This is a genomic window from Corynebacterium zhongnanshanii, assembly GCF_014490575.1.
In the GTDB taxonomy this organism is placed as follows: domain Bacteria; phylum Actinomycetota; class Actinomycetes; order Mycobacteriales; family Mycobacteriaceae; genus Corynebacterium; species Corynebacterium zhongnanshanii.
Genome location: NZ_CP061033.1, coordinates 1,656,053 through 1,680,284 on the forward strand (window position 1 = coordinate 1,656,053; position 24,232 = coordinate 1,680,284).

The 24,232-nt window shown below is 62.7% G+C and carries 24 protein-coding genes; 7 read left to right on the forward strand and 17 right to left on the reverse strand.

Annotated elements, in window-relative coordinates; all coding sequences use genetic code 11:
• Positions 1-14: 14 nt before the first annotated feature.
• From IAU67_RS07380 to IAU67_RS07405, 6 genes are all read right to left on the reverse strand, one after another.
• Positions 15-1,754, reverse strand: coding sequence for an LpqB family beta-propeller domain-containing protein (locus tag IAU67_RS07380; RefSeq protein ID WP_151842036.1), 1,740 nt, complete (start codon positions 1,752-1,754; stop codon positions 15-17).
• Positions 1,741-3,405, reverse strand: coding sequence for an MtrAB system histidine kinase MtrB (mtrB, locus tag IAU67_RS07385; protein WP_151842037.1), 1,665 nt, complete (start codon positions 3,403-3,405; stop codon positions 1,741-1,743). The genes IAU67_RS07380 and mtrB overlap by 14 nt, the downstream gene beginning before the upstream one ends.
• A 10-nt stretch (positions 3,406-3,415) precedes the next feature.
• On the reverse strand, positions 3,416-4,090 hold the full coding sequence (gene mtrA / locus IAU67_RS07390) for an MtrAB system response regulator MtrA (RefSeq protein WP_151842038.1): 675 nt from the start codon (positions 4,088-4,090) through the stop codon (positions 3,416-3,418).
• Positions 4,091-4,093: 3 nt separating this feature from the next.
• Complete coding sequence (locus tag IAU67_RS07395) at positions 4,094-4,780, reverse strand: dTMP kinase (protein ID WP_151842039.1); 687 nt, start codon at positions 4,778-4,780, stop codon at positions 4,094-4,096.
• 4 nt (positions 4,781-4,784) lie between these two features.
• Entirely contained in the window at positions 4,785-6,257 is a 1,473-nt protein-coding gene (gene ahcY / locus IAU67_RS07400; RefSeq protein ID WP_151842040.1) for an adenosylhomocysteinase, read from the reverse strand.
• A gap of 98 nt (positions 6,258-6,355) precedes the next feature.
• Complete coding sequence (locus IAU67_RS07405; RefSeq protein ID WP_151842041.1) at positions 6,356-6,727, reverse strand: DUF4259 domain-containing protein; 372 nt, start codon at positions 6,725-6,727, stop codon at positions 6,356-6,358.
• 138 nt (positions 6,728-6,865) lie between these two features.
• Between IAU67_RS07405 and IAU67_RS07410 the strand changes: the two genes are divergently transcribed.
• Positions 6,866-7,552, forward strand: a complete 687-nt coding sequence (locus IAU67_RS07410) for a hypothetical protein (RefSeq protein WP_151842042.1) — start codon at positions 6,866-6,868, stop codon at positions 7,550-7,552.
• Between the two features lie 9 nt (positions 7,553-7,561).
• Here the strand turns inward: IAU67_RS07410 and manA are convergent, their stop codons facing one another.
• From manA to IAU67_RS07425, 3 genes are read right to left on the reverse strand one after another with little or no spacing between them, the layout of a single operon-like run.
• Complete coding sequence (gene manA / locus IAU67_RS07415) at positions 7,562-8,692, reverse strand: mannose-6-phosphate isomerase, class I (protein ID WP_151842043.1); 1,131 nt, start codon at positions 8,690-8,692, stop codon at positions 7,562-7,564.
• Positions 8,693-8,718: 26 nt separating this feature from the next.
• Complete coding sequence (locus tag IAU67_RS07420) at positions 8,719-10,095, reverse strand: phosphomannomutase/phosphoglucomutase (protein WP_151842044.1); 1,377 nt, start codon at positions 10,093-10,095, stop codon at positions 8,719-8,721.
• A gap of 20 nt (positions 10,096-10,115) precedes the next feature.
• Positions 10,116-10,568: a DUF3499 domain-containing protein gene (locus IAU67_RS07425; RefSeq protein WP_151842045.1), complete on the reverse strand. Its 453-nt coding sequence runs from the start codon at positions 10,566-10,568 to the stop codon at positions 10,116-10,118.
• A 40-nt stretch (positions 10,569-10,608) separates the two neighbouring features.
• On the opposite strand from IAU67_RS07425, the gene IAU67_RS07430 reads away from it, so the two are divergent.
• Positions 10,609-11,076 carry a metallopeptidase family protein gene (locus IAU67_RS07430; RefSeq protein WP_151842046.1) on the forward strand — a complete coding sequence of 156 codons (468 nt, stop codon included), beginning with the start codon at positions 10,609-10,611 and terminating at the stop codon, positions 11,074-11,076.
• Positions 11,077-11,079: 3 nt separating this feature from the next.
• On the opposite strand, the gene IAU67_RS07435 is transcribed toward IAU67_RS07430, so the two are convergent.
• From IAU67_RS07435 to rfbD, 4 genes are all read right to left on the reverse strand, one after another.
• Positions 11,080-11,418 carry a WhiB family transcriptional regulator gene (locus tag IAU67_RS07435; RefSeq protein WP_151842047.1) on the reverse strand — a complete coding sequence of 113 codons (339 nt, stop codon included), beginning with the start codon at positions 11,416-11,418 and terminating at the stop codon, positions 11,080-11,082.
• A 297-nt stretch (positions 11,419-11,715) separates the two neighbouring features.
• Entirely contained in the window at positions 11,716-12,804 is a 1,089-nt protein-coding gene (manB, locus tag IAU67_RS07440; protein ID WP_151842048.1) for a mannose-1-phosphate guanylyltransferase, read from the reverse strand.
• A gap of 61 nt (positions 12,805-12,865) precedes the next feature.
• Positions 12,866-13,741: a glycosyltransferase family 2 protein gene (locus IAU67_RS07445; RefSeq protein ID WP_151842049.1), complete on the reverse strand. Its 876-nt coding sequence runs from the start codon at positions 13,739-13,741 to the stop codon at positions 12,866-12,868.
• Between the two features lie 10 nt (positions 13,742-13,751).
• Positions 13,752-14,621 carry a dTDP-4-dehydrorhamnose reductase gene (gene rfbD, locus IAU67_RS07450; RefSeq protein ID WP_151842050.1) on the reverse strand — a complete coding sequence of 290 codons (870 nt, stop codon included), beginning with the start codon at positions 14,619-14,621 and terminating at the stop codon, positions 13,752-13,754.
• Between the two features lie 47 nt (positions 14,622-14,668).
• On the opposite strand from rfbD, the gene IAU67_RS07455 reads away from it, so the two are divergent.
• Positions 14,669-16,210 (forward strand): LCP family protein, encoded by a 1,542-nt coding sequence (locus IAU67_RS07455; protein WP_151842051.1) that lies wholly within the window; start codon positions 14,669-14,671, stop codon positions 16,208-16,210.
• Between the two features lie 11 nt (positions 16,211-16,221).
• On the forward strand, positions 16,222-16,863 hold the full coding sequence (locus IAU67_RS07460; RefSeq protein WP_151842052.1) for a TIGR03089 family protein: 642 nt from the start codon (positions 16,222-16,224) through the stop codon (positions 16,861-16,863).
• Here the strand turns inward: IAU67_RS07460 and IAU67_RS07465 are convergent.
• Together IAU67_RS07465 and IAU67_RS07470 are read right to left on the reverse strand one after the other, a co-directional pair.
• Complete coding sequence (locus IAU67_RS07465; protein ID WP_151842053.1) at positions 16,860-17,612, reverse strand: ABC transporter permease; 753 nt, start codon at positions 17,610-17,612, stop codon at positions 16,860-16,862. The genes IAU67_RS07460 and IAU67_RS07465 overlap by 4 nt on opposite strands.
• A complete protein-coding gene (locus IAU67_RS07470; RefSeq protein WP_187767882.1) occupies positions 17,602-18,570 on the reverse strand; it encodes an ABC transporter ATP-binding protein in 969 nt (322 codons plus the stop codon). The genes IAU67_RS07465 and IAU67_RS07470 overlap by 11 nt, the downstream gene beginning before the upstream one ends.
• Before the next feature lie 213 nt (positions 18,571-18,783).
• Here IAU67_RS07470 and IAU67_RS07475 point away from each other — a divergent pair, with 213 nt between their 5' ends.
• A complete protein-coding gene (locus IAU67_RS07475) occupies positions 18,784-19,890 on the forward strand; it encodes an HNH endonuclease signature motif containing protein (RefSeq protein ID WP_151842054.1) in 1,107 nt (368 codons plus the stop codon).
• Here IAU67_RS07475 and IAU67_RS07480 read toward each other — a convergent pair.
• Positions 19,882-20,556 carry a response regulator gene (locus IAU67_RS07480; protein WP_151842055.1) on the reverse strand — a complete coding sequence of 225 codons (675 nt, stop codon included), beginning with the start codon at positions 20,554-20,556 and terminating at the stop codon, positions 19,882-19,884. The two genes, IAU67_RS07475 and IAU67_RS07480, sit on opposite strands and share 9 nt — an antisense overlap.
• Entirely contained in the window at positions 20,557-21,780 is a 1,224-nt protein-coding gene (locus IAU67_RS07485; RefSeq protein WP_151842056.1) for an ATP-binding protein, read from the reverse strand.
• 32 nt (positions 21,781-21,812) lie between these two features.
• Between IAU67_RS07485 and IAU67_RS07490 the strand changes: the two genes are divergently transcribed.
• Both IAU67_RS07490 and IAU67_RS07495 read left to right on the forward strand, forming a co-directional pair.
• Entirely contained in the window at positions 21,813-22,877 is a 1,065-nt protein-coding gene (locus IAU67_RS07490; protein WP_151842057.1) for an ABC transporter ATP-binding protein, read from the forward strand.
• Positions 22,878-22,945: 68 nt separating this feature from the next.
• Entirely contained in the window at positions 22,946-24,187 is a 1,242-nt protein-coding gene (locus tag IAU67_RS07495; protein WP_151842058.1) for an ABC transporter substrate-binding protein, read from the forward strand.
• Positions 24,188-24,232 lie beyond the last annotated feature (45 nt).

Below are 24,232 nucleotides of genomic sequence, written 5' to 3' on the forward strand. Positions count from 1 at the left end.
TTCTGCTTTGTCTGTTAGTACGGCAGCACCGGCACCGAGCGCAAGCCCTGCACCGACGGGACCTCGCGCCAGAAGCGTTGGTCCTCGTAGACGGAATTGTATTGCATCAACGCGCGCGAATCCGTGGCGTAGAGCGTATTGCCCTCCGCTGCCACGGCCACCACCGGGGCGTTCAGGTTACGGCTCGGCAACTGCACGTACTCCGAGCCGTCCACGCTGAGTTGCCACAGTGGCGCGTCGTTGGCGCGGGTGCCCACGATGATGCTGCCGTCGGCTCGCCAGTCCGCGCTTACGGCGGTATCGCCCAGCTGATAGCCAATCTCCAGCGGCTTGCCCAGCACAGTATTGCGGTTGCTGTCCCCCGTCTCCAGCACTGAGACAAACACACGCCCGTTAATCACCATCAACGCCCGCGCGCCCGAGCGGGACACCCGGAACACGCTGATCTTGGGATCCTCCATGTGCAGATCCTCCAAGCTCGACGCGTCAATCTTGTGATGCTGCATCGCGCCTGACGCCGAATCCTGAGTGAAGTGGTGGATCGTATCCCCGTCGGACACGGCGTACAAGTCCCCTGTCAGCGGGGTCCACGACGGACGCGTGATGGAATCGGCCTTCAGCAGCGTCTGCGGAACCCCATTGGCCTCGCCGAGCATGAGGGAACGCTGGGCGTCGCCCTCCCCGGTCACGGCGGCGAACATCGACCGCTGCCCGCTCACCGCCAGGGAGTCCACCCAGTGGTCGGACAGCCAGCCGCCCTCCGCCGTGGAGGCACCATTTTCCTGGCGGTACACGGCACCATGAGCCACCATGCGCAGCGGTTCCGCCACCTCAATGTTCGGATCAAACTGGGACACATGCTGAACCTGCCAGCCATCCTCGCGTTGGCTCACGGGGTTGGTCCCCTCGACCAGGATCTTGTACGGACCGCGCAGATCCGAGCTGGCCAGGGTCCACACCACCTGTGCCGCCAGCATCTCCCAGCTCTCGGCATTCAAGTCACTCATGCCCAGAAGATCCACGGAGTACCCGCGATGCTCCTCCTCCGTCACGCGCGCGGTCACGCCGCTCGGAATGAGCGAGCGCACCCCACGGGACAACTCAGTCGACGGTCCCAACGTCAACAGGAACATCAGCGTATTGGGCACGGAGGCCACCCCGTTGTACACCCAGCGCGGATCGGACACGAGAGCGTTACCCGCCTGCTCCATGAAGTACAGCTTCCGCTGGGTGTAGTGCGTCACGAAATCACTGCGCTCCATCACCACCACATCGGGCAGGTCCGAAATCCGCCACTGTCCATCCACCTTCGTCATCCGGTATTCGGCCTCGAAATCGGACAGCTCCGGCCGAAACGCACCATTAACGCCTAGTTGCCCCACCATGTTGCCTCGCACCCGGTACGTGATCGAGCCACCATCCGAGGCACCCACGGACGTGATATCGGTGCGTTCCAAGATCATGATGGGGATCGCGTCACGCCAGGCGTCGGCAGCAGAAGGGGTCAGGAACGCCCTGGCGGCCTTGTGGTGCCCCGTGGGGTGGGCGCTGGCGCTCATGAAGTCGCGCAACAGCAGGTCAGACGGGCGATCGTCGACGGGCACGGGCACGTTCTCCACATCGGGCGTGGGCGCGTAGGAGCTGATGGCCTCCGGCTTCGTGGACTCCGGAATGGATGTGCAGCCCACCGCCATCCACAGGCTGGACGCCGCCACGGCGGCAGTGACGCACCGCACGGTTTTACTGCTCGTCATCGCTACCTCCGTTGTCTAGAGTCCGATCCACAGCCAACGGCAACGGCGAGGACACCACAACATCCCCACTGTTGCGCGGCAAGGTCAGGCGGAAACACGCGCCCACTCCAGGCTCGCCGATCGCTTCCAGGCGACCACCATGCAGCTCGGCATCCTCCTTCGCAATCGCCAGCCCCAAGCCGGTACCGCCGGTCCGTCGCTCACGGGACGGATCCGACCGCCAGAAACGATTGAACACCAAGTTCTCCTCGCCAGGCTTCAGCCCCACACCGTGATCCACCACGGTCAGCGCCATGGAGGACTCCCCCACGGCCAGGGTGACGTCTACGGGCCGGGACTCGGAATGGTCCACGGCATTGGCCATCAGATTACGCACGATGCGCTCAACGCGTCGGGAATCCACCTCCATCATCACGGCCGAGTCGGGAAGGTTCAGGCGCACCTCCGCGCCCGTCTCCTCTGCGATGGCGTGCACTTGCTGATGCGCCGAGCGGATGATGCCGCGCACATCCACCAGCTCGTTGGATAGGTTCGCCACGCCGGCGTCGTGCCTCGAAATCTCCAGCAGGTCCCCCAGCAGGGATTCAAAGCGGTCGAGCTCCTTGCTCATCAACGCGGACGCCCGGGCGGTCATCGGGTCCAAGTTGTCCGCATTGTCCTGAATCAGATCCGCGGCCATGCGCACCGTCGTCAGCGGGGTGCGCAGCTCATGGGACACGTCCGACGTAAACCGCTGCTGCACCGAGCCGAACTCCCTCAGCTCCCTAATCTGTGTGGAGAGCTTCTCCGCCATTTGGTTAAAGCTGGAGCCCAGGCGGGCCACCTCGTCTTGGCCGTTGACCACCATGCGCTCCCGCAGGTTCCCGTCCGCGAAACGCTCGGCCACAAGCGCGGCCCGGCGGATGGGCACCGTGACCTGTTGGGAGAACATCCACACAATGACCACCAGCAGCACGATGAGCACGATCCCGCCGGACATCAGCAGGCCGCGCATGAGGCTCAACGTGGACTCCTCCGCATCCAGGGGGAAGATCAGGTACAGCTCCACATTGGCGATATCCGACGCCACCGGTGACCCAATAATCAGAGCCTTCGCCCGAGGATTACCTCCCACGGGCATGGTCACATGCTGTGTGGCCACCTGGCCCTGGCGCACGAAGTCCCGCAGCTCCTCCGGGATCGTCGCCGTATCGGGAACCACGGTCTCTTCGTTGTTCACGTCCGAGGAGATCAACACCGGCTCGAACACCGCCGTGGTGCGCTTTTCCGCGGCCGGGTTGCGATCCACCAACACAGCCCGGGCGCTGGTCAGCCTGATGGCCACCGGGTTCGTGGGGTTCGTGGCCGCGATCTGCTCCTGCACCTTCACGCGGGCGCGATCCATTTCCTCGACCGCGGAGTCGTGCTCGGCGTTCAACAGCTGTTGGCCCAGAAAGCTCGTCAGCACGATGCCCAAGATGGAGATCACTACGAAGGACGCGATGAACACGCTCCACACCACGCGCACCTGGACAGAGGTGCGCCACCGATAGCGCAAGGTTTTCCACCCCGAGCGCGTTGCTCCGGGTGGATTGCTGAAGAAAAACTTGGTGTGGTCCCACCACGAGCCCTCCTGCGATGGGGCCGGTGTCACGTCGTTGGGGCTGGACATGACTGAGGAACTACTCCCCGGTCTTATATCCGATACCGCGAACGGTTTGGATGATGCACGGATCGTCGGGGTCCACCTCAATCTTGGAACGCAGGCGCTGGATGTGCACGTTCACCAGGCGGGTATCGCTGGCCTTGCGGTAGCCCCACACCAATTCCAGCAGCTGCTCGCGGGAGAACACCTGCCGTGGCTTGGAGGCCAGGGTCACCAGCAGCTCGAACTCGATAGGGGTCAGTGAGATTTCTTCGCCGTCTCGGAGCACCTGGTGCCCTGGAACGTCGATGGATAGGTCGGCGATCTCCAGGGACTCGGGGCGCTCCTCGGGGGTGCGACGCAGGCGGGCGCGCACGCGGGCGACCAGCTCCTTGGGCTTGAAGGGCTTGTGGATGTAGTCGTCCGCACCGGACTCCAGGCCCAGCACCACGTCCACCGTGTCCGTGCGGGCGGTGAGCATCACGATGGGGACGGTGGAGTCCTCACGGATTGCCTTGCACGCGTCGATGCCGTTCATGCCGGGCAGCATGACGTCCAGCAGCACCAGGTCGGGTTGGTGGTTGCGCGCCGCCTCCACGGCGTCGTTGCCGTCCCCCACGACGATCGTGTTGAAGCCCTCGCCTTGCAAAACGATGGTCAGCATTTCAGCGATTGCTGGGTCATCGTCCACTACTAGGATTGTTGCTGCCATGGCTTAGTTGTCCTCTTGCACAAGTGTTTGGATGGAGTCTGCGATGTCTTCAGCACAGCTTGTCACGTCGGCCCCGGAAAAGTCCACTACCGTCCACGGGCTGCGCCAGTTGGCTGCGGCGAGGTCTCGGTAGGCCTGCACGGTGCGTTCCTGGAGGTCGCGATCGGCCTCGTAGGCGTCCTGCACGCGGTCTCCGTCGTCAGCTTCCCGAGATGCCACCCGGCTGTGCGCCAGCTGGGCGCTGACGTCCACCAGGATCTGCAGATCGGGCACGGGCACGCCCAGGGTGGCGAACTCGAGGTTGTCCACCCACTCCACGATGCTGTGGGAGGCCATATCGCCGGGCCGTGTCCCCTCCCGCTGGGTGATTCTCGCCGCCGAATATGCTGCATTCGACGCCGCATACCGGTCCAACAGAATCACATACCCATCCGCATCCAGATCACTGAGCTCGTCTGCAACCTCATAGCGATCCAGCGCGAAGAGGGTGGCCATGCCGTAGATGGAGTCCGTGAGGTCACCCATCTTCTGGTACAGCCCCTGCTGCGCCAGGTGAGCGTGGACGGAGTGTTCGTAGCGGGGAAAGGCCAGGCGCGCCACGGGCAGTTCGCGGCGGATGAGCTCCGCTTCTACTGCCGTGACGAGCGTGTTTTTGCCTGCGCCATCTACGCCTTCAAAGGAAATAATCATAGGACTAGTAGCGGTAGTGCTCCGGCTTGAAGGGGCCTTCCACGTCCACACCGATGTATTCGGCCTGTTCCTTGCTGAGCTTCGTGAGGGTGCCTCCCAGGGCCTCCACGTGGATGCGGGCGACCTTCTCGTCCAGGATCTTCGGCAGGCGGTAGACCTCGTTGTTGTAGTTCTCGGACTTGGTGAACAACTCGATCTGCGCGATCGTCTGATCGGCGAAGGAGTTGGACATCACGAAGGAGGGGTGGCCCGTGGCGTTGCCCAGGTTCAGCAGGCGGCCTTCGGACAGGACCACGATGGACAGTGGTTCGCCGTCGGCGCCGGGGAAGGTGAACTCATCCACCTGCGGCTTGATGTTGACCCGGGACACGTCCTCGCGGTGCAGCAGGCTGGCCATGTCGATTTCGTTGTCGAAGTGGCCGATGTTGCCCAGCACAGCGTGGTTCTTCATCTGCTGCATGTGCTCGAAAGTGATGATACCCAGGTTTCCGGTTGCGGTGATGACGATGTCCGCGGAGCTGATGGCATCCTCCACGGTCACAACCTCAAAGCCGTCCATGAGGGCCTGCAGGGCATTGATGGGATCCACTTCGGTGACCTTGATGATCGCGCCCTGACCTGCCAGCGCTTCGGCACAGCCCTTGCCCACATCGCCGTATCCGCACAGCAGCACGGTCTTGCCGCCGATGAGCATGTCGGTGGCGCGGTTGATGCCGTCGACCAGGGAGTGGCGAGTTCCGTAGCGGTTGTCGAACTTGGACTTCGTCACGGCGTCGTTCACGTTGATGGCAGGAAATGGGAGCACGCCCTGGTCGGCGAAGTGGTACAGGCGGTGCACGCCGGTGGTGGTCTCTTCGGTCACGCCCTTCACGGAGGTGCTGGCGCGGGTCCAGAGGTCCTTGTCCTCCTGGTAGGCCGTGGAGAGCATGCCGAGAAAGGCGGTGTATTCATCGGAGTCCTCAGGCGTCGGCTCTGGCACAAGACCGGCGGCCTCGAACTCGGATCCCTTGATGACGGCCATGGTGGCGTCGCCGCCGTCGTCCAGGATCATGTTGGCATCCTGGCCGTCCTCCCAGGTGAAGATCTGGCGCAGGCACCACCAGTATTCGTCCAGGCTTTCGCCCTTCCAGGCGAAGACGGGTACGCCCGCGGGGGCTTCTGGGGATCCCTGGCCCACCACGATCGCGGCGGCGGCCTCGTCCTGGGTGGAGAAGATGTTGCAGGACGCCCAGCGCACCTCTGCGCCCAGCGCGGTCAGGGTTTCAATGAGCACAGCGGTCTGCACCGTCATGTGGATGGAGCCGGCGATGCGCGCCCCCTTCAGCGGCTGCTCGTCTGCGTATTCCCGACGCAGCTCCATCAACCCCGGCATCTCGTATTCTGCGAGGCGAATCTGGTGGCGCCCAGATTCCGCGAGAGAGAGGTCACGAACTTTGAATTCCAGATCGCCGATGCGGTCGGGGGTGAGGTGTGCCATGGGGGACGGAAGCTCCTGATGTCGAAGGGATATGTAAGGGATACTAAAACCGACTGCCAGTGTAACAGTGAGCCCACACACTCACTGTGTTGAGCGTGTTAGCTCAGTGCCTCGACGTAGGTCTCCAGCCCTTCCGGGGCGTCGTCGCCCAGGCGCTCCAGTTCACCATCGAGCAGCTCCAGGGCGGCGTCCACGAGTTCCTGGGAGGCGTGGCCGATGTGGCCGCGCACGAAGGGGAAGCGGTCGGCGATGTCCGCCACGGCGTAGGGCGCCCCGCTCCAGATCGCCACCAGGGAGGAAGCCCCCAGCCCCACGGTGTAATCCTGTTGGCCTGGTTCGGCGTTTTTCGTGGCGTCCACGATGGCGTCCTTGAGGGCCATGCTGAGGTCTGTGTAGTCCAGCTCGTCCAAGTCCTCAAAGAACTCCTGCACGGCTTCGTCTTCGAAAATGATGTGGTCCCATGTGCTCATAGTGTCAACAGTAGTAACCGTTTCGTGACCATGCTATATTTGACTGCAACTGTGACCTAGGAGTCACCCTTCGCCAACGGCCTAGCCCCGAGCACTGTCGACGAACATCTTTGACGTTACGTCTGGAGTTTTTCACGCATGGACACTGACACTTCTCAGAGCCGCAACGATCGCCACACCTACGTCGGCGGTCGCTTCATCGCGGGCTTCGCCATCGTGGGCATTGCCCTGGCTGTGATCGTGTCCATGTGGACCATCCGCTCCGCCGATTCCGTGGAGAACCGCTCGAATCAGACTGTCACCACACAGACTCACAGCACTGCACAGGAGAGCAGCACCCGATCCAGCACTCCGTCCAGCACCTCGCACTCCCCCACCACCGAAGCGGACAGCACTCCCGAGCAGGCACAGCACGTCGTCCCTCCGCAGGCAACTGCGACCAATGACCCGTACATGCCGCCGCATGCGCTGACGTCCTCCAACAATGACACGAACTACTACGGCCTCACGAATGTCCAGCCCACCTCCCGCTGGCTAGCTGAGGCTGGCAAGGAGCCGGAGCAGCAGACCATGGAGCCGTCCCAGACGTCCCAGCAGGCGCAAGAGCCTGCAGAGAAGGAGACTCCTGCTGGAGGCAAGGTCCCCGACTGGCTGGGAGACTACCTCAACGGCATCCCGAAGCAGCAAAAGGATGGCATGCACCATCTCAAGGATGATTTCCAGTTCCCGTCAGACCTCCCCCTTTTCCAGCCTGCACCGCGTGACCCTTCAGGCAACCAGAGCTCTCAGCGCAGCACCGCGGAGGATGACTCCGCGGAGGAGTAGCCTCCAGCCTTAAGGCACCTGGGCCACGAACGCCCCCGGCCCGCACTCAGCCGCGCTGCGCGCGGGAACCCACAGTGCCTGGCCGCTCGCGAGCTCCTCGCCATCCACACACACAGACTCCGCCGCCGCAAGGACAATCGCCGGCCCTGAAACCTGCACCGGCTCGCCGTTCACATGGCGCAGTTGAAACTCGTCAGCAGGGGTGGGGTAGAGCCCGCTGGGCGTCGGAAGGATTCGGGGATCATCCACCGGATCGCAACGGACAATCCGCAGCAGCTCCTCCACGTCAATATGTTTGCTGGTCAGGCCGCCTCGCAGCACGTTATCGGAGTTCGCCATGATCTCCACGCCCGTGCCCTGCACGTACGCATGCAGCTGCCCGGCGTCCAGGAACAGCGCCTCGCCGGGCTGCAGCACCACGTAATTCAGCAGCAGGGCGCACAGCAGGCCGCGGTCGCCGGGGTATTGCTCGGCGAGGACACGCAGCACGCCCACAACCTCCGCGATCCAGGGCGTGGTCGTCGCGCGATCGACGCGCTCCAGCGCCGCCACGAGCCCGTCCAGCAGCGGGTCAAGCTGGTCTGTGGGCATGGTCATCCAGGTGGTGAGCACCGCCCGAATATTCGACGCCGGCTCGCCCTCCCCCAGCATCTCTACACAAGAATCCAGCTCTGGGCACTCCAGCGCCTGGATCAGCTCCCGAGTGCGGTCCACGGGCCGGAAGCCGGCGAGCGCCTCGAAGGGGGTGAGCGCGACGAGGAGTTCCGGCTTGTGGTTATCGTCCTTATAGTTGCGCTCGTAGGCGTCCAGGGGGATACCCTGCTGGTTCTCGCGCGCGAAGCCCTCCTGGGCCTGCGCCTTGGTGGGGTGCACCTGGATCGACAGGGCACGCTCGGCGGCAAGCAGTTTCAGCAGGAACGGCAGCTGCTCGCGGCCCGGCCCTAGCTGTCCCTGGGGGTCGGCGGCGATGAGCTGCTGGAGGTCGGTGTCCCCCACGCGCGACGGTGCCGCGGGGTGGGCGCCCAGCCACAGTTCCGCCTCGGGCTGCTCCGTGGGTGCAGGGCGACCCGTCAGTTCCGCCAGAGCCGTGTGCGAGCCCCAGGCGTACGTGCGGATGACTCCTTCAAGTGGACAGTTCATTTGTTCCAAACTACGCGGGTCCGGGCCTAGGCGCGAATAATTGCGAGCGCTTCGTCCACCAGGGCGTCCACCTCGGCCTGGGTGGGGGCTTCGATGTTCAGGCGCAGCAGCGGTTCCGTGTTGGAGGCGCGGACGTTCATCCAGGAGCCGTCCTTGAGCTCAATGGTCACGCCGTCCAGGCGGTCCACGGACTCAGTGCGGTCTGCGAAGGCCTCCACCACGGCCTCGGTGCGGCCTGCTTGGTCGCTGACCTCGGAGTTGATTTCGCCGGAAGCCTGGTAGAGCTCGTAAGCCTTCTTCAGCTCGCTCAGCGGCTTGTCCTGGCCGCCGAGGGTGGCCAGCAGGTGCAGGGCGGCGATCATGCCGGAGTCCGCGTTGAAGAAGTCGGAGAAGTAGTAGTGGGCGGAGTGCTCACCGCCGAAGATGGCGTTGGTCTCGGCCATGGTGGCCTTGATGAAGGAGTGGCCCACGCGGGTGCGGACGGGCTGGCCACCCATCTTCGTGACCAGCTCCGGCACGGACTTCGAGGTGATGAGGTTGTGGATGATCGTGGCGCCGGGGTTATTCTTCAGGTAGCGCTCGGCGATGATGGCGCAGACGGTGGATGGGGAGACTGCCTCGCCCTTCTCGTCTACGATGAAGCATCGGTCGGCGTCGCCGTCGAAGGCGATGCCCAGGTCCGCGCCGACCTCCACGGTGTACTTCTGCAGGTCCACCAGGTTATTCGGATCCAGCGGGTTGGCCTCGTGGTTGGGGAAGTTTCCATCCAGCTCGAAGTAGAGGCTATGCAGGTCCAGGGGCTGTCCCTCAAACACAGCGGGAACCGTCAGACCACCCATGCCGTTGCCCGCATCCACGGCGACCTTCAGCGGGCGGATGTCCAGCGGAACCAGGTCCGTGAGGTAGTCCGCGTAGCCTTGCAGGACGTCCTCCTCGGAATTGTGTCCAGGCTCGCCCTGGTAATCCTCAATGCCATCCTGAAGGTCGGCCTTGATGGTGTTCAGGCCGGAATCCTGACCGACGGGCCGGGCGCCGGCGCGGCACAGCTTGATGCCGTTGTACTTCGCGGGGTTATGGGAGGCGGTGAACATCGCGCCTGGGCAGTTCTTCACGCCGGAGGCGTAGTACAGCTCGTCGGTCGAGGTGAGACCCAGCGTGATGGTGTCCACGCCCTGGGAGTTCACACCTTCAGCGAACGCGGCGGACAGCCCCGGAGAGCTATCGCGCATGTCGTGGCCGATAACTACCGTGTCCGCTCCTTCTTCGCGCATGAGGCGGCCGAAGGACGCGCCGACGGCTCGGGTGAACTCCGTGCCGATCTGGCCGGGGCCCTCGCCCACCACGCCGCGCACATCGTAGGCCTTAATCATGGCGTCCAGGTCTTGCTGCTTGTAGGTAGTCATTGCGATTGCCTTCCTGCTGACTAGTCGTTACGCACTGCGCGCAGATGGCGACGTGGGGTTGGTCGCGGCAGATTTCGTCGTGCCGGGTGGAGTCCCGTGGGCACGGGATGGTCGTCCCGTCGTTGGACGCGGGACGCGCGGTGTTCTTCTTCCAGCTCTTTAAGCCTAATACTATCGGCGGCTTCGTGTTCGTGGGCGTGACGGACGGCCTCGGCCATGGCGCTCAGTTCATCATCGTCGATGTCGGCGGCTTCACCGAGGAGGTAGGGGTTGGTGATACTGAGCTGCCACCCATGCGGCGCCGTGGTGCGGCGCGCGTGCTCCTCGCAGAGGTCCCAGCGGTGTGGGTTAGGCACGGCGATCAGTGGGCCGATGATCGCCATCTGGGAGGCGTAGTTGAACTCCAGGGTTGCAATAGCCGGTGTGCAGCAGCCGGGCCTGGAGCATTGTCGTATCAAAGTCACGGGTGTCATTGTAGCGCCTTGGGGTCACAGCGGGCTTATCATCCTAGGCATGGCACAACACATCTCGCGTTCCCGCAATGATCCCCGAGGACGGGGGTTACGTGGCGTGCTGTTACCGGATCTTCCTCGGTATAAAACGCGCTCGCAGCGTTTCGATAATGCCGTGATCGACGCCTACGAGCCCTACCTCGAACACTTCCGCTCGGAGCTGGGGGCGCTGGATGTTGCGGTGGATATTGTGCCGCGGATGCGCTTGAGCCATGGGGCGTCCACGTGGCCTGAGGATGTTGTGGCTGATGGGGCTGTGCCGCTGGGCCGTTTGGTGCCTGCGGGGGTTGACCGCCAGGGCCGTCCCACGCGTCCTCGTATTATTGTTTTCCGACGCCCAGTGGAACTTCGGACCAGCTCACCTCAGGAACTGGAGCAGATGTTGCGTCACATCATTGTGCGCCTGGTGGCGGTGTATTTAAATACGGTGCCGGAGGCCATTGATCCCCGGTTCACGTGGGATGACTAGTAATTAAGCCATCTTCTTCTTGAGGCGGCGGCGTTCGCGCTCGGAGAGTCCGCCCCAGATTCCAAAACGCTCGTCGTTCGCGAGTGCGTATTCCAGGCATTCATCACGCACGCCGCAGGCCTGGCAGATGCGCTTAGCTTCGCGCGTGGAGCCACCCTTTTCTGGGAAGAACGCCTCTGGGTCCGTCTGGGCGCACAGGGCTTGTTCTTGCCAGTCCTGTTCTACAGCGTCAAAGAGGAGATCGAAGTTCTCCGTCATCTCGAACAGGTTCCGTGGGCGCTCGATCGCCGCCGAACCCTCGGAAATAGGGCCACTAAAGGTGGTCTCCAGGGACTTGTCCACAGTGCGCTCCTATCTTTGTACTCGCGGTGGGCGGTGAGGTGTAAGCACAAGATTACACAAAGGTAATTACATCCCGTCAAGCGACGGCCAAATCACTTTAGCCACATCAGCCACATCAGCAACATCAACACCGCGGGTCACAGGAATGATTGACTGCAGCCTCTACAGCGACCACCACATAAGGGGAAAGTTTTCAGGGCGACCACTACATATAGTAGATCCGCCTCACAATTGAGGCGGATCCCACAAGATGTAGGAAAATTCTAAAAAATTTTTAAATACCCCTATTTTGGTCCCCTACATATCTGGGCTGAAGCGCAAACCGCCGTCCGGCAGCACCACGCCAGGCCACACGCGCGCACCGTCGACCAGCTCACAGCGCGCACCAATCACGGCACCCTCACCGATCACGCAGTCCACCACGTGGGCCCGCGCGCCAATCCGTGCCCCGGCGCCAATCACGCAGCGCTCCACCGTGGCTCCCGCCTCGATCTCCACGCCGTCCATCACCACGGACGTATCAATACGCGTGCCGGCACCAATCTCCGCTCCCCTGCCCACCACGGAGCCGCCCAGGATCAGCGCGCCGCCATACACGGCCGCCGAATCGTCGATCAGCGCCTCGCCGTGACGCCCGTCCAGCAGAGGAGACGGCGCAATACCACGCACCAAATCCGAGGAACCGCGCACGAAGTCCGCAGGCGTTCCCATGTCACGCCAGTAGGACTGGTCCACGTGGCCATACACCCGCGCGCCCCGATCCAACAGGTCCGGAAACACGTCGCGCTCCACAGACACCGGCCGGCCCGCCGGGATGGACTCAATCACCGACTTCTGGAACACATAGGAACCAGCGTTGATCTGATCCGTCGGTGGATCCTCCGTCTTCTCCAGGAACGCGGACACCCGCCCCTCAGCATCCGTTGGAACACAGCCGAAGGCCCGGGGGTCGCGCACGCGCAGCAAGTGCAGCGTCACATCAGCCTGCTGCTCCACGTGCGTCTGCAGCACCGAGTTCAGGTCCGTGCCACCCAGCACATCCCCGTTGAACACCATCGCCCGGTCGAAACGCAGGTGATCCAGCACGTTACGGATTCCGCCGCCGGTGCCCAGCGGCTCTTCCTCCACCACGTACTCGATCTCCAGGCCCAGCTGGGAACCATCGCCAAAGTATTCCTCGAACACCTCGGCCTTGAAGGACGTGCCCAGCACCACGTGAGTCATCCCGGCCTGCTTGATGCGGGCCAGCAAATGCTCCAAAAACGGCGCGCCCGCCACCGGCAACATCGGCTTCGGAGTGGAGTTCGTCAGCGGGCGCAAGCGGGTCCCCTTGCCTCCCACCAAAATCACAGCATCAGTCTCAGCGGCCAGATTTGCGGCGTTCATTCCAGTCTTCACCCTTTCTTGTTACGCCTTTGCAGCCTAGAGCTTTCCCTGCCGTAGTGTGCTACCCCACGCCGTGGGCGGCCTTAATCGCTATAAATTCCCTGACCTTTAAACCGGCCTTCAGCGCTACCCGAAGCGGCGCGTTCTTCCATCCCGGAAGCCGATCCGCCTGGAAACGATAGGCACTGTCGTGGTGCGCCTTCAGCGTGATCTCCGGGTGCTTACTGGCCGCATGCCCCTGCGCATGCCGAATCTGCGCCGCCGGCGTGAAGATGTTCAACCAGCCCGCGCGCCCCAGACGGTCCCCCAAATCCACGTCCTCCATGTACATGAAATAGCGTTCGTCAAAACCACCGATGGCGTCGAACGCCTCCCAGCGCATCAGCAGGCAGGAACCAGACAGCCACCCAGCAGGTCGCTCCTGGTCCATCCTCTCGTCGTCCAGGTAGCGTTTCGTCCACGGATTGGCGGGCCAGATCTTCCCCAGCACGGCATGCCCCACGCCGCTGGCCAGCCCCGGGACCGCACGCGCCGACGGGTACGCACTCCCATCCGCCTCCCGGATCAGCGGACCCACCGCAGCCGCGCGCGGATGGCGCCGCGCCGCCGCGATCAGCTCATCAATCGCGCCCGCGTCAAACACCACATCCGGGTTAGAGATCACAAAAAACTCATCATCGACGCCGCCAGCGTCCCGCAACTCCCTCAAGTGCCGCGCCCCCAGATTCATCCCCGCACCGTAGCCAATGTTGCCGCCGGAGTACACCAGCTCCGCCCCGCGCTCCGCCGCCACCGCCTCCGGCGCGCCATCCGTGGAACCGTTATCCACCATCACCACATGGCCACCCTGCTGGGAGGCCTGTGGTACGGAATCAATGAAGTCCCACAGGTGCTGCCCCGGGGAATAGGTCACGGTAACGATTGCGATAGGTGCCATGGCGCTGACCCTACCGCAGCGCCTCCCGGAGAGACTCGCGCCACGCAGGCATCCGCGTGAGCTTCACAGATTCGCACAGCTTTTCGTATGCGGAAGTGTCCAGCGCCGCATTCAACGGGCGCTGGGCTGCGGTGGGGTACTCCCGCGTGGACACCGGAGAAACCCGCGCGGGATCGAACCCGGCCTCCTCGAACACCGCCCGGGCGAACGTGAACCAGGTGATCGGCTCGCCGGAGCCCGCGATATGCAGCAGCTGGTTATCACCCACCTCAGCCTCCGCCAGGTCCACCAACACACGCGCCAGATCCAGCGCGCGCGTAGGCCTTCCCCACTGGTCGTCCACCACCCGAGGATCCACGCCACGGCCGGCCAACCCCACCATGGTCTTCACAAAATCCCCGCCGGTGTTCCCCGGCCCGGTGTACACCCACGACGTCCTCACCACCGTCGCACCCGCCGCCAGCGCCGCCCGCTCCCCCGCCAACTTGCTGCGCCCGTACTCATTGACCGGACCCACAGGATCCGCCTCCCCATTGAGCTGCCCCTCCGGACGGTCGCCCGAAAACACATAATCGGTGGACACGTGAATCATCCGCATGCCGGTCTCCGCGCACGCCAGCGCCAACTCCCCCGGCGCGCGCCCATTGACAGCCCACACCTCCTCGGCACGCGCAGCGTCCTCCGCGGCATCCACCGCGGTAAAGGCGGAGAGGTTCAGGAGGGTGGCGCCTGGCGTCGAATATAAACGACACGCGGAGCGCACATCCCCGGTGAGGTCCAGCTCCCGGCGGGTCAGAGCGACGGCGTCAGGGACCAGCTGGCACACCGCGCGGCCCACCTGCCCCGCGGCACCAACAACAATGAGTTTCTGCGAACACACACGAACAAGTAGACCACACAAAAGACAAAGGGCTAAAGTATGTGGCCATGAGTGAGGACAACATCAGCCGCCATTCTCGGCGCATCAACCCAGCGGTCACCGCCGGGGCACGCCAGATCGGTTCCAAACCAGCGAAGGCGATCCTTGCGGGTCTGTCCGCAGTCCTCCTCGGTGTCACCGGCGCGGGATACTCCGTGCTGGGAGGCCTCGACAACAAACTCGCCTCCGCCGGCGGCCTGGACCTCGGCGGACAAACCGACGGCGCCATGGACATCCTGCTCACCGGCGTGGACTCCCGCACGGACGCCCAGGGCAACCCGCTGTCCCAGGAAGAAATCGACATGCTCCGCGCCGGCGAGGAGGAAGTCACCAACACGGACACCATGGTCCTAATCCGCATCCCCAACGACGGATCCGGCGCCACGGCCGTCTCCCTGCCCCGCGACACCTACGTCAAGACCGACAATTTCGGCAACACGAAGCTCAACGGCGTGTATGGCATCGCGAAGCAGGACCACGCCGACAAGATGGTCCAGGCCGGCGTGACCGACGAGAAAACGATCCAGCAGGAATCCTCCGAAGCCGGGCGTAAGGAGCTCATCAACTCCATCGCGGACCTCACCGGCATCAAGGTGGACCACTACGCCGAGGTGGGACTGCTGGGATTCGTGCTGCTCACCAACGCCGTGGGTGGCGTGGACGTGTGCCTAAACAACGACGTCTCCGAGCCGCTGTCCGGCGCGAACTTCAAGAAGGGCACCCAGACCCTAGACGGCGCCGACGCCCTGAGCTTCGTCCGCCAACGCCACGACCTCCCCCGCGGCGACCTGGACCGCATCACCCGCCAGCAGGTGTACATGGCCAGCCTGGTATCCAAGATCCTGTCCACGGGCACGCTCACCAACCCGTCGAAGCTCAACGAGCTCAGTGGGGCCGTGCAGCGCTCCGTGGTTCTGGACTCCGGCTGGGACGTGATGGGGCTGGCCACGCAGATGCAGAACCTGTCCGGCGGCAACGTGTCCTTCCAGACCATCCCCGTGACCTCCATCGACGGAACCGGCGACTATGGCGAGTCCATCGTCACCGTGGACAAGAAGCAGGTCCACGCGTTCTTCAAGGATCTGCTGGGTGAGGAAGACGGCGGTGAGAAGGCCGATGCCCCGAACTACCCTGCGCGCGAGTACACGGTGGCCATCAAGAACGGCTCCGACACCCAAGGCCTGGCCAGCCGCGTATCCGAGATCACCGCGTCCTTTGGCTTCACACCCGGCGAGGTAGGCAATGCGGAGGAATCCGGCGATTTCGAATCCTTCGTCAGCGCCCACAACGCCGAGGATCCCGCTGCTATAGACCTGGCCAAGAAGCTTGGCGGCTTGAAGATTGTGGAGGATCCAGGCCTGGGAGACAAGGAACTGTCCGTTTCCCTGTCCAGCACGTACAACGGCCCAGGACTCACTGACGAGGAGGCCCCTGAGGACCAGCCCGAGGAGAACTCCGACGTAGTGGGCGAAGAGGGCTCCATCGACGATACCGGCGGCCCTGACGGCCCGATCCACGCCGGCGGGGACACGCCGATGTGTGTGAACTAGGACAGGACCTCATGGACATCATCGCCCCCTTACTCGCCGACCCCGCCGCCCCGCGCCTAACCACCTACACCCCCGCCGGCCGCATGGAACTGTCCGGCCAGACCCTGGCGAACTGGCAGTCCAAGGTGGCCCACCTGCTCCGCGCCTACGGGGTACAGCCGGGTGACCGCATCGGCCTGATCGCGGACACCGGGTGGCAGCCCGCCGTGATCGCCATCGGGGCGTGGCACGTGGGTGCCGTCCTGACCGATAATCCCGACGCCCAGCTCCTCTTCACCGACGATCCCGCCCGCGCCGAGGCCTCCGATGCCGAGGAGATTTTCCTCTTGTCCTCAGACCCCTTCGGCCGAGGCGTGGAAGAAAGCGGTGGCGAGGTGCCCTTCGGCATCACGGACTTTTCCCCCGAGGTACGGATTCACCCCGACCAGTATCATGCCCCCACCGTGGACGGCCCGGAGCTTGCCGAGGGTGTGAGCGCCCCCGGCGCCGGCTCTGCCCGCCGAGTCCTCACCGGCCCATGGCAGAACGTGGCCGAGTTAACGAGGGCTCTGGTGCCCTTGATGCACGCAGGCTCCGTGGTGGTGTCGGTGGACACCGCCACGGAGCGGATGCAGGAGCTCGCCGCTAAAGAAGGGGCTGAGCTGGAGCTTTAGCGAGTATCTCGCCTGTTGTTGGCCAGGATCGCAACTCCGAAGAGGAGCGCACCCCATGCCAGGATCACGATCGCGCTCTGCGCTGGTGTGGTCATCAACCCCACCGCGTCGAGGACATCGTCGCCCTGAGCTTCCAGCGCGTGCCACTGCGTGAGGTCAGAAAGTCGAGTGCCGGGCATTGCGTAGTAAATGTACTTCACCCACTCCAGGTGCTGAGCGGCTGCCGCGAGCAACGGCTCAATCACCAGGAACAGCACCATCGGGATACCCGAACCCATGATCTTGCTGCGGGTCAGGCCCGCCAGCCCGACAGCCATCAGGGCGTAAACCGGGAGAAAGAGGGCATAGATCCATAGGTCATACGTACCGCCTCCGGTCCACTGCCCCTCGAGAGAGAAGTGCAGGACCACAGCGCTGATCGCGATGCCGATCCAGTAGCTCACTTCCGCAACAATGACGATCAGCGCGGCCTTGGCCAGCAACCACTGCGAACGATGGCGCTGCGTCAGGAAGCTATGGGCAACCATGCGGTCGTTGATATCACCGGCGGTACTACTTGCGGCGAAGATCAGCAAGACCAGCAGGAAGATCATGCCACCCAGTGTGGTATCACCCCAGCCGAAGGTTGCCTCAGGGTCAGAGTTCAGGAAGCTCATCAGCACCGCGGGTCCATAGAGCGAACCCGTGAGCAGGACAACATACACCCACGTACTACGCAGACTTGTTAGTTTCTTCAGTTCAGCGCGCATGGCTGTTCTCCTTGTCATTCGTGGTGTACTCCTGGGCACCGGCGGTGGCAGCCAAGAAGCGTTTCTCCAAGTTGTCCTGTTCCGTGCGCAGACCAGTAATCAAGAGGTTGTTACTCAAGGCAGTCTGAGCAACGGCTCGGCGAATCTCCTGCTCTCCGTGCTCTCCCACAGCCACGGCCAGGTTCCCCTTCTGAGCCTCAGACACCTCAAAGCCCTGGTTACTGAGCAGTGCCGCCAAAGCAATGGGATCAGCGGCCTCCACCATCACGCGAGTGCCGTCGGCCAGGAACTCGTCCATCGAGTATTCACCAATCAGCTTCCCCTTACCGATGACCACCAGACGATCAGCAGTCAATTGCATTTCAGACAGGAGGTGGGAGCTCACAAGGACGGCCTTGCCGTCGGAGGCCTGGCGTCGAATTACTTGGCGGATCCAGGTCACGCCCTCCGGATCCAGCCCGTTGACCGGCTCGTCGAGGATCAGGTGCTGCGGGTCACCCAGGAGCGCCCCAGCTAGCCCGAGACGCTGCTTCATGCCCAGCGAATAGCCGCCCACCTTCTTATCCGCGGCGGGACCGTTCAGGCCGACCATCTCCAGGCACTGCTCCACGCGCGACTGAGGAAGCCCCGCGCTCAGCGTCAGCACCGTGAGGTGGTTGCGCCCGCTGCGGCCGGGGGTGAACCAGGACGCATCCAGGACAGCGCCCGCGACGTGGGTTTTATGGTCGAGAGAAGAGAAGGCCGACGCGTAGGCCTTGCCATCAGGCAGCGTTCCAGAAAACGTGGCGGACCCGCCGGTGGGCTTGTCCAGGCCCAGGATGCAGCGCATGGTTGTGGACTTGCCGGCGCCGTTGGGGCCGAGGAAGCCCGTGACGGAGCCGTCGGGGACGCTGAAGCTGAGCGCGTCCACCACTTTTTTGGAGCCGTAGCTCTTGGTAAGCGAATCTATTGTGATCATGTCTTCTATGCTGCTCGAGTGGGCGGGTGAATACATCGGCCTGAAGGCCTATCTTGAGTGTCATACCTGGGTATCACACAGCTATATTTTTAAAATCGAACACTTGATCTATTTTATGCATATCTGTAGGCGCGTATGTATGGTGAGCGATCTAGACTAAAACCCAGACACGAAAGAATAGAACACTTCATCTACGCCTTGGGGGAGGCTGATATGACTACCCGAATCCGAAGAATCCACCCGGATGCCTGCTGGATCCTCGCGAACGAGCATGACGAGCTGGCCGCCGTGGGGCGGGACGCCAACCGCATCCACGTCCAGAGAATCCAAGCGGCCACACCCGTCGCTGACGCCTTCATCGCCGATCATTCCACGTGCATCGCAGCCCGCCTGGGGCTCAGCAACTACCACGCAGAGAAGATCAGCTTCGAAGCGCTCGTGCTCGCACAATTCCCGACCCTGATGGAGCTGCTCCTCACAGGGATGTACCTGCCCAGCTCGGTCAGCCGCCTCGCCGAATTGCTAGCGTGCATCCCCGAGGATCTCGCCGCCGCGCTGGACCTGGACGTCACCGACTGCCTGGGCCCCACGGTTCCCAACCAGTACCCACTCACCCCTGCCCAAATCAGCGCACGCATCCTTCCTATCGTCAACGATTACTGCCCGGAGAATCGCCTGTCCGAGCCACCGGAAACACACCTGCACATCAAACGCTCAGAAAACAGCACCACTTTCTGCCTCAGCGTTCCGCTACTCGAGGGGCAAGCCATCGAAAAACTCATCGCCACCACCGCGCGCACCCACAATGTCTCCGCGGCCGAGGCACTCGTCCTGCTCATCATGGGCAATGCGGACGTGTCCATTACCCTCAACCTGTTCCGTCATGCCGATAATCCCGACGCCCCTCTCGTCGCCGCCGGCACCATCCTCGACGAACAGTCCACGAAGAAATGGCTGGACAAGGTCACGCATACCCGAACGCTCGCGCCGTCCGGCACGTCCTCCTACTCTCCCACCGCGGCGCAGCGTGCCTACATCGAAGCGCGCGATGTCCACTGCCGTTTCCCGGGGTGCAGCGTTCCGGCATACCGGTGCGACATCGACCATATTCACCGCTACGACGGAGGAGGCCCCACCCACACCGACAACCTGCACCTACTGTGCCGGCACCACCACAAGCTCAAAACCGCAGGAGCCTGGGACGTCACCCGCTACCCGGACTCCAGCGAAACGTGGAGCTCCATCAACGACGGCCACACCGTCACCACCGTCGCCGACGGCCCCCTCGCCCGGCCCACCTTCGCCCAGCGCCTACGCTAACAACTCACCGTTAGAGACCAGACCATGCTTAAACGCAAACAACACCGCATGCACCCTATCCCGGGAATCCGTCTTCTGAAGCACACGGCTCACGTGTGTCTTCACCGTGGGCAGCGAAATAAACAACTCCTGCGCGATCTCAGGATTCGACCTGCCCAATGCCATCAACCGCAGGATCTCCTCCTCGCGGGGCGTCAATGGATCCGGCAACTCCATCGGTGGATACTGCAGCTGCTCACCGTGATTCATGTCGCGTACCTGGCGCATCAGACGCGCAGTGGCCTTCGGGCTAATCACGCCCGCGGACTCCCCCACCGTGCGCACGGCACTGATCAACTCCTGCGGATCCGCGTCCTTCAGCAGAAAACCGCTGGCCCCGGCCTCCACGGAGCCCATCACATAGTCATCGTTATCGAACGTGGTCAGCACGATAATCCGGACATCCACCCCCGCATCCACAATGGTGCGCGTGGCCGCAATCCCATCCATGCCCGGCATCTGCACATCCATCAGGATCACATCCACAGGAGAGCTCTGTGCCAACGCGCACGCCTGCTGGCCATCGCTGGCCTGCCACACAACCTCGATATCATCCTGGGAATCCAACACCAACGAAAACCCGGCGCGCACCAACTGCTGATCATCCGCCAGCCCCACACGCAACATTTATTTCGCCTCCACAGGAATCATCACGCTCACGTTCCAACCACCACCGTAGACCTCGGACTCACCCCAGGACGCACGGCCACCATAAATCCGCACCCGCTCGCGAATGCCGGTCAAACCACGCCCGCTGCCCTCACCACTGTCAGAGCCCGGGGCGTTGTCCACCGTGATCTTCACATAATCCGGCTCCCAGCGCACCACCACCTGCGCCTCCACGGAGCCGGCATGCTTCAAAATGTTCGTCAAACACTCTTGCACAACACGGTAGATGGTGAGGCTTTGCGCCTCATCAACGTCCAGCGGGATGCCTTCAGTGTGAAGGGAGACTGTAATGCCGTTGCGCTGGGCGTCGGATATCAATCCAGGGAGCGCGGCCGCACCAGGAACAGCACCACGGTCGCGTGGGGTATCGTCGTGCAGCACGCTCAGCAAGCTGCGCATCTGCCGCAAGGACTCGCGGCTGGATGCGGCGATGGTGTCCAGGGCGTCGATGGCCACCTGTGGATCCTTCTTGCCCGCGTAGCGCCCGCCATCGGCCTGGGCGATGATGCCCGTCAGGGAATGCGCCACGATGTCATGCATCTCGCGTGCGATGCGGTTGCGCTCACTGACCGTGGCCAGTTCGGCACGCGCGGACAGGATCTCGACCTCCTGGTTGCGGCGGAACACCGTTTTCCCCCAGAGCCACGCCGAGCCGATGGACGCCACCACCAGGAAAGACACGATGACCGTAAACACCCAGAACGTGACATCCCCGAACAGGCTCCACAAGGCGGACAGACCAGTGGGAGACTCCGGCACGGGGAAAGTCGGGCGAAAGACAACGTTATAGATGATGTACCACACAAGAGTGGCAAAACTGCCCACGACCAGCGCAGCCAACCAAGCTCGGCGATGCGAGCGGATGCGGGAGGAAATGAAATAGGCCTCGTAACACACCACGGCGTACCCCAAGCTGAAGGCAAACATACCGCTGAGTCCGATCAATGCCATGGACACTGCGGTGATCCACAACCCTGTCACGGGCTTGAAACGCTGAGTCAGAAGGCCGACGCACCCGCCAACGATGCCCATCCACAACAATGCCTCATTCCACCATCCATACCAGTAGTCAGTATCGATGGACACCGAGATGGAGGCCAAAAGAAAATAAGCCGCCACGGACGCCACAGCCCGGACCCAGAACATAGGTTCTTTCACAGAAGCGGAGAGGCTTGAGGTCATGAAGTCAGTGTACTCAAGTAAGATCTGATCCCATGGCTACTGTTGAGTTCCAGAATGTCGAGATCCGCTACCCCGGCGCGGACACCGCAACCGTCGAGGACATGAACCTGACCATCGGCGATGGCGAATTCCTGGTGTTAGTGGGACCTTCAGGCTGCGGAAAATCCACCACCCTGCGGGCCTTGGCGGGCCTCGAGCAGGTGTCCAGTGGCAGCATCCGCATCGGCGGCGAGGACGTCACCGCCAAGGAACCGGGCGACCGTGACATCGCGATGGTGTTCCAGGATTACGCGCTGTACCCGCACATGTCCGTGGCGGAAAACATGGGCTTTGCGTTGAAGGTGGCGAAGAGGCCGAAGAAGGAGATTGCGCAGCGGGTGCGGGAGGCGGCGTCGATTCTGGGGCTGGAGGAGTTTTTGGACCGTAAGCCCAAGGACCTGTCCGGCGGTCAACGTCAGCGAGTAGCGATGGGTCGTGCGATCGTGCGCCAGCCGCAGGTGTTTCTGATGGATGAACCTTTATCAAATCTCGACGCCAAACTGCGCGTCCAAACACGTGCCCAAATCGTGAAGCTGCAGAAAGACCTGGCTGTGACCACCGTGTATGTCACGCACGATCAGGTGGAAGCCATGACGATGGGAGATCGCGTGGCCGTATTGAATAAGGGCGATCTGCAGCAGGTGGACACCCCGAAGAAGCTATATGAGGAGCCTGCCAACGCATTCGTGGCTGGGTTCATTGGCTCCCCGGCGATGAATCTGCTGCGGGTCAACGGCAGCGTGGACGGGTGGGACCTTCCTACGCCAGATGGTGCGGGGAGCTCGGAGGTTATCGTGGGCCTGCGTCCGGAAGGGCTACGTGTGTCCGCCGAATCGGGTGCCGGTCTGCAGGGCACGGTGACGATGGTGGAGGAACTCGGCGCGGACTCTTATATATATGCAGATACCCAGTTTGGGCAGATTGTGGCACGCGGCGGGGATACGCGCGAGGCACCGACGGTGAACTCTTCGGTCACTATTCACCCTCAACAGGGGGCGCTTGTGCACTACTTTGATGCCAATACGGAAGAGCGCATCGCCTCACTTGCCGTTTCTTAACTAGGCAATACACCCAGGTGTGGTTAGACTCTCCCCTAAGCCTCGGTTTCAAGAGAGAAAGGGTCCCTATGACTCCACACACTAAGAAGCTTATCGGTCTTCTGGCAGCCTCCGGCCTGGTGCTGGTTGCCTGCGGCGACGGCGGTTCCTCCGAAGCCTCCGCCGATGGCCGCGGCAACATCACCTTTGCCATGGGCAAGAACGATATCGACAAGATCAAGCCTATCGTCGAAAAGTGGAACGCTGACCACCCCGAGGAGAAGGTCACGGTCCAGGAGCTGGCGGGTGAATCGGATGAGCAGCGCAACAAGCTGGTTCAGACGCTGCAGGCTGGTTCCTCCGATATCGACGTCATGGCGCTCGATGTGGTGTGGACCGCGCAGTTTGCGGCGAATGGTTGGCTGGCTCCGCTGGAGGGCGACCTGAAGGTTGATACCTCTGATCTGCTGCAGCCGACGGTTGAGTCCGCCACCTACCGCGACAAGCTCTACGCTCTTCCTCAGAACACCAACGGCCAGTTGCTGTACCGCAACACCGAACTGGTCCCCGATGCCCCGAAGAACTGGGATGAGCTGAAGGAAGCCTGCAAGAAGGTAAAGGACCAGGACTGCCTGACCACCCAGCTGAAGCAGTACGAGGGCCTCACCGTGAACACCGCTGGCTTCATGTCCGGCTGGGGTGGCGGAATTACCGACGACGCCGGCAACATCACCGTCACCGACGACGCATCCAAGGACGGCCTGCAGGCTCTGGTGGATGCCTACAAGGACAAGACGATCTCCTCGTCCTCCACCTCCACCACGGAGGAAGAGACCAACCTGGCCTTCACCGAGGGTAAGACTGCTATGGCCATCAACTGGCCATACATGTACACCAACTCTGAGGAGGACAGCTCCAAGGTCAAGGGCAAGTTCGATGTCTCCCCACTGGTCGCCAAGGACGGCGTGGGTGTGTCCACCTTGGGTGGATACAACAACGGCATCAACGTGAACTCTCAGAAGAAGGCCACTGCGCTGGACTTCATGAAGTTCATCATCTCCGAGGAGAACCAGAAGTCCTTCGCGAAGGCTTCCTTCCCACCAGTGCTGGCGTCCATCTACGATGACCCTGCGCTGCAGGAAGAGTTCCCATACCTGCCTGCTCTGAAGACCTCGTTGGAGAACGCGAAGCCTCGTCCCGCCTCTCCACGGTACGATGAGCTATCGAAGGCTATTCAGGATAACGCTTACGCGGCTCTCACGTCCGGCAAGTCCGTCGATGCGGCAGTGAAGGACATGGGTGACGCGATTAAGAACACCAGCGGAAATTAAACCGGAAAACTTGTAACGTGACTACATCTTCCTCCTCCAAGAAGA

Bases quoted from the DNA above. Each gene is read 5' to 3' on its own strand.
- IAU67_RS07380 (WP_151842036.1), bottom strand. From the start codon at position 1,754: ATGACGAGCAGTAAAACCGTGCGGTGCGTCACTGCCGCCGTGGCGGCG.
- mtrB (WP_151842037.1), bottom strand. From the start codon at position 3,405: ATGTCCAGCCCCAACGACGTGACACCGGCCCCATCGCAGGAGGGCTCG.
- mtrA (WP_151842038.1), bottom strand. From the start codon at position 4,090: ATGGCAGCAACAATCCTAGTAGTGGACGATGACCCAGCAATCGCTGAA.
- IAU67_RS07395 (WP_151842039.1), bottom strand. From the start codon at position 4,780: ATGATTATTTCCTTTGAAGGCGTAGATGGCGCAGGCAAAAACACGCTC.
- ahcY (WP_151842040.1), bottom strand. From the start codon at position 6,257: ATGGCACACCTCACCCCCGACCGCATCGGCGATCTGGAATTCAAAGTT.
- IAU67_RS07405 (WP_151842041.1), bottom strand. From the start codon at position 6,727: ATGAGCACATGGGACCACATCATTTTCGAAGACGAAGCCGTGCAGGAG.
- IAU67_RS07410 (WP_151842042.1), top strand. From the start codon at position 6,866: ATGGACACTGACACTTCTCAGAGCCGCAACGATCGCCACACCTACGTC.
- manA (WP_151842043.1), bottom strand. From the start codon at position 8,692: ATGAACTGTCCACTTGAAGGAGTCATCCGCACGTACGCCTGGGGCTCG.
- IAU67_RS07420 (WP_151842044.1), bottom strand. From the start codon at position 10,095: ATGACTACCTACAAGCAGCAAGACCTGGACGCCATGATTAAGGCCTAC.
- IAU67_RS07425 (WP_151842045.1), bottom strand. From the start codon at position 10,568: ATGACACCCGTGACTTTGATACGACAATGCTCCAGGCCCGGCTGCTGC.
- IAU67_RS07430 (WP_151842046.1), top strand. From the start codon at position 10,609: ATGGCACAACACATCTCGCGTTCCCGCAATGATCCCCGAGGACGGGGG.
- manB (WP_151842048.1), bottom strand. From the start codon at position 12,804: ATGAACGCCGCAAATCTGGCCGCTGAGACTGATGCTGTGATTTTGGTG.
- IAU67_RS07445 (WP_151842049.1), bottom strand. From the start codon at position 13,741: ATGGCACCTATCGCAATCGTTACCGTGACCTATTCCCCGGGGCAGCAC.
- IAU67_RS07455 (WP_151842051.1), top strand. From the start codon at position 14,669: ATGAGTGAGGACAACATCAGCCGCCATTCTCGGCGCATCAACCCAGCG.
- IAU67_RS07460 (WP_151842052.1), top strand. From the start codon at position 16,222: ATGGACATCATCGCCCCCTTACTCGCCGACCCCGCCGCCCCGCGCCTA.
- IAU67_RS07465 (WP_151842053.1), bottom strand. From the start codon at position 17,612: ATGCGCGCTGAACTGAAGAAACTAACAAGTCTGCGTAGTACGTGGGTG.
- IAU67_RS07470 (WP_187767882.1), bottom strand. From the start codon at position 18,570: ATGATCACAATAGATTCGCTTACCAAGAGCTACGGCTCCAAAAAAGTG.
- IAU67_RS07475 (WP_151842054.1), top strand. From the start codon at position 18,784: ATGACTACCCGAATCCGAAGAATCCACCCGGATGCCTGCTGGATCCTC.
- IAU67_RS07480 (WP_151842055.1), bottom strand. From the start codon at position 20,556: ATGTTGCGTGTGGGGCTGGCGGATGATCAGCAGTTGGTGCGCGCCGGG.
- IAU67_RS07485 (WP_151842056.1), bottom strand. From the start codon at position 21,780: ATGACCTCAAGCCTCTCCGCTTCTGTGAAAGAACCTATGTTCTGGGTC.
- IAU67_RS07490 (WP_151842057.1), top strand. From the start codon at position 21,813: ATGGCTACTGTTGAGTTCCAGAATGTCGAGATCCGCTACCCCGGCGCG.
- IAU67_RS07495 (WP_151842058.1), top strand. From the start codon at position 22,946: ATGACTCCACACACTAAGAAGCTTATCGGTCTTCTGGCAGCCTCCGGC.